This is a genomic window from Prevotella sp. SGI.167 (genome assembly GCF_050313615.1).
GTDB lineage: Bacteria > Bacteroidota > Bacteroidia > Bacteroidales > Bacteroidaceae > Prevotella.
Genome location: NZ_JBNPLT010000161.1, coordinates 1 through 282, shown reverse-complemented (window position 1 = coordinate 282; position 282 = coordinate 1). Strand labels below are relative to the sequence as shown.

Genomic DNA, 282 nt, shown 5'->3' with positions numbered 1-282 from the left:
TGTGTAGAATTTTAATGATTGGCTCCTTTCAGTCGCCTATCCTTAAATTCTCACAATAGTGGAGAATAACGGATTCGAACCGTTGACCCCCTGCGTGCAAAGCAGGTGCTCTAGCCAACTGAGCTAATCCCCCAGTTTGAGATATTATATGAAGAATGTAGTCCCAGGCAGATTTGAACTGCCGACCTCCACATTATCAGTGTGGCGCTCTAACCAACTGAGCTATAGGACTGTGTTGGTAAAGAGTAGCATCTCTGCCGAACATTCTCTATCTCTTATTTA

At 44.0% G+C, this 282-nt stretch carries 2 tRNA genes; both read right to left on the bottom strand.

From position 1 onward, the window contains the following. Nucleotides 1-59: 59 nt before the first annotated feature. A tRNA-Ala gene (locus ACQRBJ_RS16350) sits at nt 60-133 on the bottom strand. Between the two features lie 25 nt (nt 134-158). Further along, nucleotides 159-232, bottom strand: a tRNA-Ile gene (locus ACQRBJ_RS16345). Between the last annotated feature and the right edge of the window lie 50 nt (nt 233-282).